Annotated in this window: 9 protein-coding genes; 5 read left to right on the top strand and 4 right to left on the bottom strand. The window is 64.6% G+C overall.

Features of this window, described 5'->3' with window-relative positions; genetic code table 11:
* Positions 1-207 precede the first annotated feature (207 nt).
* Positions 208-546: a hypothetical protein gene (locus tag AB0323_RS22450; protein WP_366179301.1), complete on the bottom strand. Its 339-nt coding sequence runs from the start codon at positions 544-546 to the stop codon at positions 208-210.
* Between the two features lie 223 nt (positions 547-769).
* Here AB0323_RS22450 and clpB point away from each other — a divergent pair, with 223 nt between their 5' ends.
* On the top strand, positions 770-3,439 hold the full coding sequence (gene clpB, locus AB0323_RS22445; RefSeq protein ID WP_366179300.1) for an ATP-dependent chaperone ClpB: 2,670 nt from the start codon (positions 770-772) through the stop codon (positions 3,437-3,439).
* Positions 3,440-3,454: 15 nt separating this feature from the next.
* Here the strand turns inward: clpB and AB0323_RS22440 are convergent, their stop codons facing one another.
* Positions 3,455-4,057 (bottom strand): septum formation family protein, encoded by a 603-nt coding sequence (locus AB0323_RS22440; protein ID WP_366179299.1) that lies wholly within the window; start codon positions 4,055-4,057, stop codon positions 3,455-3,457.
* Positions 4,058-4,301: 244 nt separating this feature from the next.
* Here AB0323_RS22440 and AB0323_RS22435 point away from each other — a divergent pair, with 244 nt between their 5' ends.
* From AB0323_RS22435 to AB0323_RS22420, 4 genes are all read left to right on the top strand, one after another.
* On the top strand, positions 4,302-4,535 hold the full coding sequence (locus AB0323_RS22435; RefSeq protein ID WP_364541860.1) for a DUF3073 domain-containing protein: 234 nt from the start codon (positions 4,302-4,304) through the stop codon (positions 4,533-4,535).
* Between the two features lie 242 nt (positions 4,536-4,777).
* The gene (locus AB0323_RS22430) at positions 4,778-5,107 is read left to right on the top strand and encodes a metalloregulator ArsR/SmtB family transcription factor (RefSeq protein WP_366179298.1); all 330 of its coding nucleotides are present in this window, start codon (positions 4,778-4,780) and stop codon (positions 5,105-5,107) included.
* Positions 5,104-6,084 carry a TIGR03086 family metal-binding protein gene (locus AB0323_RS22425; RefSeq protein ID WP_366179297.1) on the top strand — a complete coding sequence of 327 codons (981 nt, stop codon included), beginning with the start codon at positions 5,104-5,106 and terminating at the stop codon, positions 6,082-6,084. Before AB0323_RS22430 ends, AB0323_RS22425 begins: the two co-directional genes overlap by 4 nt.
* A gap of 108 nt (positions 6,085-6,192) precedes the next feature.
* Positions 6,193-6,978 carry a VOC family protein gene (locus AB0323_RS22420; protein ID WP_366179296.1) on the top strand — a complete coding sequence of 262 codons (786 nt, stop codon included), beginning with the start codon at positions 6,193-6,195 and terminating at the stop codon, positions 6,976-6,978.
* Between the two features lie 67 nt (positions 6,979-7,045).
* Here AB0323_RS22420 and purM read toward each other — a convergent pair whose 3' ends face one another.
* Both purM and purF read right to left on the bottom strand, forming a co-directional pair.
* Positions 7,046-8,206, bottom strand: coding sequence for a phosphoribosylformylglycinamidine cyclo-ligase (purM, locus tag AB0323_RS22415; RefSeq protein WP_366179295.1), 1,161 nt, complete (start codon positions 8,204-8,206; stop codon positions 7,046-7,048).
* On the bottom strand, positions 8,203-9,822 hold the full coding sequence (gene purF / locus AB0323_RS22410; protein ID WP_364541849.1) for an amidophosphoribosyltransferase: 1,620 nt from the start codon (positions 9,820-9,822) through the stop codon (positions 8,203-8,205). Before purF ends, purM begins: the two co-directional genes overlap by 4 nt.
* Positions 9,823-9,833: the final 11 nt, after the last annotated feature.

Below are 9,833 nucleotides of genomic sequence, written 5' to 3'. Positions count from 1 at the left end.
GGGGTGGGGGGGGGGGGTTACCTGCCATTGGTTTTTTCTTTTTTGGGGTGCATTTGCAATTTGTAAGGGCGTTGGGGGGGGTGGTGGGGTGGGGGCCGAGCGCTGCGTTCCGGTACGCAGCGCGCGGCCCGCACCCACGTTTTCGACGACGGGTGCCGCGACGGGTGCCGCGACGGGTGCCGCGGCGGGTGCCGAGCGGGTGGGGTGCTACATGCCCGGGATGTCGAGCGCTTCGTAGACGGTGAGCGAGGCTTCGGGTGCCATAAGGAAATGCGGGTGGCCTTCGAGGAGCTTCAGGGCGCCGTCCATGTCCTCGGCCTGCAGGACGCTGTAACCGGCCACGCCGGTCTCCACATCGGACACTCCGGAGTTCCCGACCACCTTGCCGCCTCCAAGGGGCGTGCCAAGATCGGCAATCCCGTCTCCAGCCTTCGCGGCCCAGTCCATCCACAGCTTCATGCCTTCGGCTGCTGCTTCGGGGGTGCTCTCAGCCATGGCCGATTCCGCCGATTGCGGTGCATTGTAGAGAACTACGAACTTCTTCATTGCGTGTCCTTTTTCTCATGCTCGCCAGGGGGTGTTCCACCCGGTCACACCTGATCCTAGGGCCGCGGGTCGGAAACAGCGAGGGCCTTTTCAAGGTAAGCCGGGAAGGCTATGGACAGCAGTTTCGCCGTGGGCAAACATGGAGCAGGACAGACAATTTCGCAAAGTTGAGCATAGTAGACTCAACTTTGAGAAACAGTCTACTCCCGAAAGGAGCTCTTCCATGGACGTCAAATTCACTACCAAGAGCCAGGAGGCTCTTTCCGCGGCGGCCATGAACGCCTCCACCGCCGGAAATCCGCAGGTAGAGCCGGCACACCTGCTCAAAGCACTCATGGACCAGCGCGAGGGCGTCGCCGTGGCGCTTTTGCGCGCCACTGGAGCGGACCCGGATGCCGTGAGCGTGCAGGCGAGTTCGGCGATCAAGGCCCTGCCGTCGTCGTCGGGCAGTTCCGTGCAGCAAGCGCAGCTTTCCCGTCCTTCCCTGCAGGCTATCCAGGCCGCCCAGAACGAGGCCGAGAAACTCGGCGACTCCTTCGTGTCCACTGAGCACCTCCTTTTGGGGCTCTCCGCCGGTAGCGACGCCGTGGGGAAGCTACTGCGCGACGCCGGTGCCTCCCACGAAGCGCTCCTCGCCGCCCTGCCAGGTGTCCGTGGCGACCGGAAAGTCACCTCACAAGACCCGGAAAATACCTTCCAAGCGCTCGAGAAATACGGCACCGACCTCACTGCCGTGGCGCGCTCCGGCAAACTGGATCCCGTGATCGGACGGGACAGCGAAATCCGGCGGGTCGTCCAGGTGCTGAGCCGTCGCACCAAGAACAACCCGGTGCTCATCGGGGAACCCGGCGTCGGCAAGACCGCCGTCGTCGAAGGGCTCGCCCAGCGCATGGTGGCCGGGGACGTCCCGGAAAGCCTGCGCGGCAAGACGCTGATTGCGCTGGACCTCGCTTCAATGGTGGCCGGCGCGAAGTACCGCGGCGAATTCGAGGAACGGCTCAAGGCCGTGCTGGAGGAGATCAAGAACTCCAACGGTCAGATCGTCACGTTCATCGACGAAATCCACACCGTGGTGGGCGCTGGTGCCACGGGCGAAAGTGCCATGGACGCCGGCAATATGCTCAAGCCAATGCTGGCTCGCGGCGAGCTGCGGCTCATCGGCGCCACCACCCTGGACGAGTACCGCGAAAATGTCGAGAAGGACCCCGCCCTGGAACGCCGCTTCCAGCAGGTCTTCGTGGGTGAGCCGAGCGTGGAGGACACTATCGGGATCCTCCGCGGCCTGAAGGAGCGCTACGAGGCCCACCACAAGGTAGCGATCGCAGACTCTGCCCTCGTGGCTGCCGCTACGCTCTCCAACCGCTATATCTCGGGCCGTCAGCTGCCGGACAAGGCGATCGACCTCGTGGACGAGGCCGCATCCCGTCTGCGCATGGAAATCGACTCGGCTCCCGAGGAAATCGACCAGCTTCGCCGGGCCGTGGACCGCCTCACCATGGAGGAGCTGGCCCTCGCCCGGGAGACTGACGCCGCCTCGGTGGAACGCCTCGCAGCCCTCCGCGCGGACAAGGCGGACAAGCAAGAAGCCCTGTCGGCGCTGAACGCCCGTTGGGAAGCCGAGAAGGCCGGGCTCAACCGTGTCGGCGACCTCAAGGCGAAAATCGACGAACTGCGTTCGGCCGCCGAAAAGTACCAGCGCGAAGGAGACCTTGAAGCTGCCTCGCGCATTCTCTACGGCGAACTGCCCGCGTTGGAGCGCGAGCTCAGCGCAGCAGCCCAGGAAGAGTCGGCCCGCGAAGCGCGGGGCGAAGCGAAGCCCGCACTGATGGTCGCGGAGGAAGTCACGGCTGATGATATCGCCGAGGTCATTTCGGCCTGGACCGGGATCCCCGCCGGCCGGATGCTGCAGGGAGAATCCCAGAAGCTGCTGCATATGGAAGAGGAGATCGGAAAGCGCCTGATCGGCCAGTCCAAGGCTGTGGCCGCCGTTTCCGACGCGGTCCGCCGCGCCCGTGCGGGCATCAGCGATCCCAACCGCCCCACGGGTTCGTTCCTGTTCCTGGGCCCCACGGGCGTCGGCAAAACCGAGCTCGCGAAGGCGCTCGCTGACTTCCTGTTCGACGACGAACGCGCCATGGTGCGGATCGACATGTCCGAGTACGGGGAGAAGCACTCCGTGGCCCGGCTGGTCGGTGCCCCTCCCGGATACGTGGGCTACGAGGAAGGCGGCCAGCTCACCGAAGCGGTCCGCCGCCGCCCGTACTCCGTGATCCTGCTCGACGAGGTGGAGAAGGCCCACCCGGAGGTGTTTGACATCCTCCTGCAAGTGCTCGACGACGGTCGCCTCACCGACGGGCAGGGCCGCACCGTGGACTTCCGGAACACCATCCTGGTGCTGACCTCCAACTCGGGCAGCCAGTTCCTCGTGGATCCGACCCTTGACGCCACTGCGAAGCGAAATGCGGTCATGGCCGTGGTCAACGCCTCCTTCAAGCCGGAGTTCCTCAACCGGCTCGATGAGATTGTGCTGTTCGATCCGCTCAGCGTGGACGAGCTCGCCAGGATCGTGGAGCTGCACGTGAACGAGCTGACCGAGCGGCTGCACGACCGCCGGCTCACCCTTGAGGTCAGCGACGGAGCCCGGGCCTGGCTCGCGATGTCAGGTTACGATCCCGCCTACGGCGCCCGTCCATTGCGAAGGCTGGTTCAACGCGAGATCGGCGACCGCCTGGCCAAGGAGATCCTCGCAGGAGAGATCGTGGACGGCGACACCGTGCTCGTGGACACCGCGGCCGACGTCGACGAACTCACCATCGAGGGCCTCGAAGCTTTGACGGGTCCCGACGGCGGAGCCCCGGCGGGTAGCGGCCTGAGCGTGAGGCGGAAGAACTAACCGAAGCCGCCGGAACTACTTTTGCAGCACGGACTCCTTGAGCGTGTTTCCCGAGTTCACCACGATGAAGCAGTCCACGCGGCGGTCACCGTTGTCCCAGCTGGTGGCGCTCGGGTACACGTTCTGCTGCAGGAGCGCGTACTTGGTGGAGGCCTCGTTGAGCATCACGTCACGGCAGATTTCGCGGCCTTTGTCGCGCAAGGCGTTGGCACCGGGGAACGTGTCGTCAGCCTTGTACCGGAAGATGGCGCCCAGCTGGGCCGAATGGTCGGTAGTGCAGTCCACCACCTTTGACTTGGTGGCGTTGGAGTCGAAATCGGCGAAGCAATCGCCGAGCTGGTAGTCCTTTGCCTCGACATCCGCCGGGAGCGGGCCGCGGCTGGTGGACGTGGCCGGCGCGGGAGCGGGCGCGGCCACAGGACGGTTGGCGAGGGCTCCAACGAGGACCCAGATCACTACCCCGATGAGGACCAATACAGCCAGCACGATGCCGCCAATGATGAGCCGATACCGCGTTATGGCGTCCAGGGCTGTCCGCAGGGTCCCTGAAGCAGGGTCTACCGGCGACTCGTTGTCGCCTGTACCGTTGTTGCCCGGGATCGTGTTGTCCTGGCCCATGTCTGAGTTTGCTGCCTTTCATGCGTGCGGCCCGATATGAGGGCGACTCTACCCAAGTTTTTCATGCCAACGAATGGAGGTACTTGCCAGGTGGAACTGTGACGCTGCTTTCGCGAAGGTCGTGGCACGCAGTTGCTCCAGAAAGCATGTAATCTAGACATACGACAAATTGACCAAACATTCCGGGGCCTCACCGATCGCCAAGGTGACCACCTCCGGTCCAAGTACAAAAGGGGGTCACGCCATGGGGCGCGGCCGTCAAAAGGCAAAAGCTACCAAGCAGGCTCGGGACATCAAGTACTACTCCCCGAACACTGACTATTCGGCCCTTCAGCGGGAGCTGACTGGGCCATCAAGTCGTGCGACGAGCCGATTTGCGGATGATCCGCCGGAGCCGGACTACTCGGCTTACGAGGACAAGTACGCACAGGACTTGGAAGACGATGACGACGAGGTAGACACCCGCCGTATCGTTTAGCTGTAGCAACAATCAGGTGCCTTTCGGCATCGAGTTGCGTACCGCCGTCGTACACGAAGTCATCTGGCATCCCCGGATGCCTCCCGAAAAGCAGAGCCCGTAGGGCGCGCCATATTGGCGCACCCTACGGGCCTTTTTCGTGCCCTTTTGCCGGTCAGTCCTCGCTGATGCCGCGTTGCTGTTGATAGTGCGCTCTCGAAAGTTGTTGACAGAATGCGTTAGCGACGGCTAACGTATTAAGCATGCTCGACCGACTGGAAGTTGCCGCGGAGCCGAACAGGCGGCGTCTGTTGCACATGCTTGCGGCGGGTGAGCGCACCGTGACGGAGCTGGCTGGCGAATTCACGGTAAGCAGATCCGCCATCTCTCAGCACTTGCTGTTGCTGGAGCAGGTAGGCCTCGTTGCTGCCCGCAAAGAAGGACGCAACCGCTTCTACCGCTTGGACAATGCCGGCATGAGGGAACTACGGATGCTTTTTGAGCAGTTCTGGACCGCTGAGCTGGACATGCTCCTCGCTGACGCCCACAACTTCACCACCGACCGACTTCAAACAACAGAGGAATCACCATGATTTACGACAAGACCGTCCTTCTTCCCCTCAACGTCGACGAGGCGTTCGAACTCATCACGCAGCCTGCACGCCTTCGCCGCTGGCAGACCGTTGCCGCCCGTGTCGACCTCAAGGTAGGCGGCGAGTACCGCTGGACAATCACCCCCGGTCACCACGCGGCCGGAACGTTCACTGAAATCGAGCCGGGCAAGCGCGTCGTCTTCACGTGGGGCTGGGAGCAGCCTGAGGCCCCGGCGGACAACGTTTCCACCGTGGCCATCACCCTTGAGCCTGCCGACGGTGGGACCACCATGCGCCTGGTGCACGAAGGCCTTCCGACGCCGGAAGCCGTCGCCGCCCACTCCGAGGGCTGGAACCACTACCTCGACCGTCTCCTCGCCGAGGCCTCCACGGGCGACGCCGGTGCCGACGAATGGGCCGCAGCTCCTGCCGATCTCAACGAACTCACTTCTGCGGACGCCACGCTTGCCATCGTGCAGCGCGTTCTGGCGCACGTCACCGAAGCCGACGCGCAGACCCAGACTCCGTGCGCCGCCTTCAACGTCTCGCAGTTGCTTGACCACCTTGCCGGATCCATTGGCGGCATCGCCAAGGCCTTGGGTGCCGACGTGGCCGACGACGCCGGAAAGTCGCCTGAGGCGCGCATCGCCGACCTCGCCCAGCCCACGCTGGAAGCTTTCTACCGCCGCGGCCTCGACGGCACCATCGACATGGGCTTCGCAGAGCTACCGGCCACGATGGTCGCCTCCATCCTCAACCTCGAGTTCCTGGTCCACGCTTGGGACTTCTCCAAGGCCCTGGGCCTCGAGGTGTCGGTGGCAGATGAGCTCACCGACTACGTCGAGGTCCTCGCGCAGAACACCATCAGCGAGCAGGTCCGCGCAAGCGGCAGCTTCGCCCCGGCCCAGGAAGTCGCCGAGACGTCATCCAGCCTGGAGCGCCTGGTCGCTTTCACGGGCCGGACTGTTCACGCGTAGAAGATTCCTGGGGCCCGCGCCCGCTGGCTGTTGTCAGTGTCAGACCCCCGTACTACTTTGAACGTGGTATCCGCTGGCGTAAGCCAGCTACTCAACGAAGGGACAGCAATGCCGCAGGTTGATAGCTACAAGCAGGGAACTCCGTGTTGGGTGGACCTGTCGTCGTCGGACATTGAGGCTTCCAAGGCCTTCTATGGCGATCTGTTCGGCTGGGAATTGGACGCAATGGACGCCGGCAACGGCGGCACCTACTACATGGCCAAGCTGCAGGACCGCTATGTAGCGGGCATGATGCAGCAGATGCCGGACATGGCTGCGGCCGGTGTACCGTCCTTCTGGGCCAACTACCTCGCCGTCGATTCGGTCGATGAGGCCGCTGAGCGCGCGGCGGCGGCCGGCGGCAAAATCATCTTCCCGCCGGACAGCGTCCCCAACGGGAGCGGACGGATGTTCTTCGCCGCCGATCCGACGGGTGCGCAGATTGGTTTCTGGGAGGCCGGAAACCACCACGGCGCCGGCCTGGTCAATGAACCGGGCACGGTGGTCTGGAGCGAGCTGCAGACAAACGACGTCCCCAAGGCCGTGGCCTTCTACGAATCCGTGACGGGATGCTCCTGCGAGACGGCCGCGGCCGGCGATCTGCAGGAATACACCCAGTTCGTGGTGGACGGGAAGTCCGTGGCCGGCGCCATGAAGCAGCCCATGGAGGGTATGCCGCCGTTCTGGATGACCTACTTCAACGTCGCCGACGTCAATGAATCCGTGGCTAAGGCCGTGGAACTCGGAGCCCAGGTCTTCGCGCCTGCCTTCGATGTCCCGGGTGTCGGCCGCATGGCAGTTCTCGGCGATCCCGCCGGAGCAGCCTTCAGCGTGATGGCCGGCGAAAACGCCTAAACAAATCGAGTGCCCACCCAACTGCCGGATCGGCAATTGGGTGGGCACTCGTTTGCGTTAAGAACCCTTAGGCGTAGGCGTTCACGAGGCGCACGGCGCCGCCGTCGACGCCCTTTGCGCCTTGGACGTAGTCCGGGCCGCTCTTCATGATCGAATCGGAGTCCGCAGCCACGGTACCCATGACCCACGACGGGAGGCCGCGTTCGTTGAGGCGGGCCGCTGCGGCGTCGGCGATTTCGGGCGAGACGATGGCCACCATGCCGACGCCGAGGTTGAGCGTGCGCTCCAGGTCGGCCAGCGGAACATTGCCGAGCTCCGAAACAAGCTTGAAGATGGGCGGCAGTTCCCACGTGGCGCGGTCAACCGTGGCCACGAGGCCCTGCGGCAGGACGCGGGCCAGGTTGGCTGCTAGGCCTCCGCCGGTGACGTGGCTGAAGCCGTGCACGGCGCCGGGCGCGGCACCCGGGCCGCTGACCGGGAAGGCGCGGGCGAGGTCCAGGCAGTCGGCCGCGTAGACCCGGGTGGGCTCCAGCAGTTCTTCGCCCAGGGTGCGGCCGAGTTCGGAGACCTGGCGGTCCAGGGCCCAGCCGGCGTGGTTGATCACGCGGCGGACCAGGGAGTAGCCGTTGGAGTGCAGGCCCGAGGAGGCCATGCCGATCACGACGTCGCCGGCGCGGACGCGGTCCGGGCCAAGAAGGGAGTCGGCTTCGACAACACCGGTAGCTGCACCGGCGACGTCGTACTCGTGCTCACCCAGCAGGCCCGGGTGCTCAGCGGTTTCGCCACCCACCAGGGCGGTGCCCGCCACGGAACAGGCGGCCGCGATGCCGCGGACGATGTCCGCGATGCGCTCGGGCACAACCTTGCCGCACGCAATGTAGTCGGTCATGAAGAGCGGCTCTGCGCCGACCACCACGATGTCGTCCACCACCATGCCGACCAGGTCGAAGCCGATCGTGTCGTGGATGTCCATGGCCTGGGCGATGGCCACCTTGGTGCCGACGCCGTCAGTGGACGTGGCCAGCAGCGGCCTCTTGTAGGTGAGCAGCTTGGAGACGTCGTACAGGCCGGCGAAACCGCCGACGCCGCCGAGGACCGAGCTGTTGTGGGTCGCCTTGACGGCGTCCTTCATGAGTTCGACGGCGCGGTCGCCCGCTTCGACGTCGACGCCGGCAGACGCGTAGGTGATGCCGGTTGTGTTCTCAGCGGCGGAGGAAGCGGAGGTCATACAGACTCTTTCTTATCGGCGTCGGTCAGCAGGTTCTCAAACTCGGCGTCGGGTCCGGGATCGCAGCCCGTGGCTCCGGGCTTGTTGGCCGGGTCGTCCGAGTCCGCGGTCGCGGCTTCGGCGGAGATGCCCGACGTCGGCAGCCCGCCGAGGTCGGTGCGCTCCAGGAGGTTCTTGCCCAGTTTGTCCGAACCCGGGAGTTCGATGGGATACCGGCCTGTGAAGCAGGCAGTACAGAGGCGTTCCCGGGGCTGCTGGGTGGCTCCGATCATGCCGTCTTCGGAAATGTACGCCAGCGAATCCGCTCCAATGGCGTGGGAGATTTCCTCGATAGTGGCGCCGTTGGCGATCAGTTCAGCGCGGGACGCGAAGTCGATGCCGTAGAAGCAGGGCCACTGGACCGGTGGGGAGGAGATCTTGATGTGGACGGCTGCGGCGCCGGCCTCGCGGAGCATCCGGACGATGGCACGCTGGGTGTTGCCGCGGACGATCGAGTCATCCACCACCACCACGCGCTTGCCGCGGATCACGGATTCGAGGGCGTTGAGCTTGAGCCGGATGCCGAGCTGGCGCAGGGTCTGCGAGGGCTGGATGAACGTACGGCCCACGTAGGAGTTCTTGACGAAGCCGTGCGCGAACGGGATGCCGGATTCCTCGGCGTAGCCGACCGCTGCGGGGGTTCCGGATTCGGGGACGGGGATGACGATGTCCGCTACCTGGGTGTTTTCGCGGGCCAACTGGCGGCCCATCTCCACACGGGACTCGTACACCGAGCGCCCGGCAATCGAAGCGTCGGGGCGCGCAAGGTAGACGTACTCGAAAACGCAACCCGCCGGCGTCGCTTCCGCGAAACGCTGGGAACGGACGCCGTTCTCGTCAATGGCGATGAACTCTCCGGGTTCGATCTCGCGGATGAAGCTCGCACCGACGGTTGCCAGGGCGGACTGTTCCGAGGCGACAACCCAGCCGCGCTCAAGGCGGCCAAGGCACAGGGGACGGATGCCGAAAGTATCGCGGGCGGCGTAGAGCGTTCCTTCGTCCATGAACACGAAGCAGAAGCCGCCTCGGATCTTGGGAAGCAGCTCAAGAGCGGTCTGTTCAAGGGTCTTGCCCTCTTCGCCCTCGAGGAGCGCGGTGACCAGGGCGGTGTCCGAGGTGTTGCCCTGCTTCATTTCGCCGGTCAACTGACCGCCATTGAGCTCGAGGATCATTTCCCGGAGCTCGGCAGTGTTGGTCAGGTTGCCGTTGTGCGCGAGGGCAACGGTGCCGGTGGCGGTTGCGCCCAGGGTGGGCTGTGCGTTTGCCCAATGGCTTGCTCCGGTGGTGGAGTAGCGGCAGTGGCCGACGGCAAGGTGCCCCGTCAGGGTGTTCAGGGTTGTCTCGTCGAAGACCTGGGACACGAGCCCCATGTCCTTGTAGACATTGATGCGCTTGCCGTCACTGGTAGCAATACCAGCCGATTCTTGTCCGCGGTGCTGCAACGCATACAGCCCGTAATAGGTGAGTTTTGCTACTTCTTCGCCCGGCGCCCAGACCCCGAAGACGCCACAAGCGTCCTGAGGTCCTTTTTCGTCGGGGAGAAGATCATGAGAAAGTTTTCCGTCGCCACGTGCCACTGGTCAATTGT

The organism is Arthrobacter sp. NPDC080031 (assembly GCF_040702485.1).
Classification (GTDB): domain Bacteria; phylum Actinomycetota; class Actinomycetes; order Actinomycetales; family Micrococcaceae; genus Arthrobacter.
This window is presented reverse-complemented; position numbering and strand designations above follow the sequence as displayed.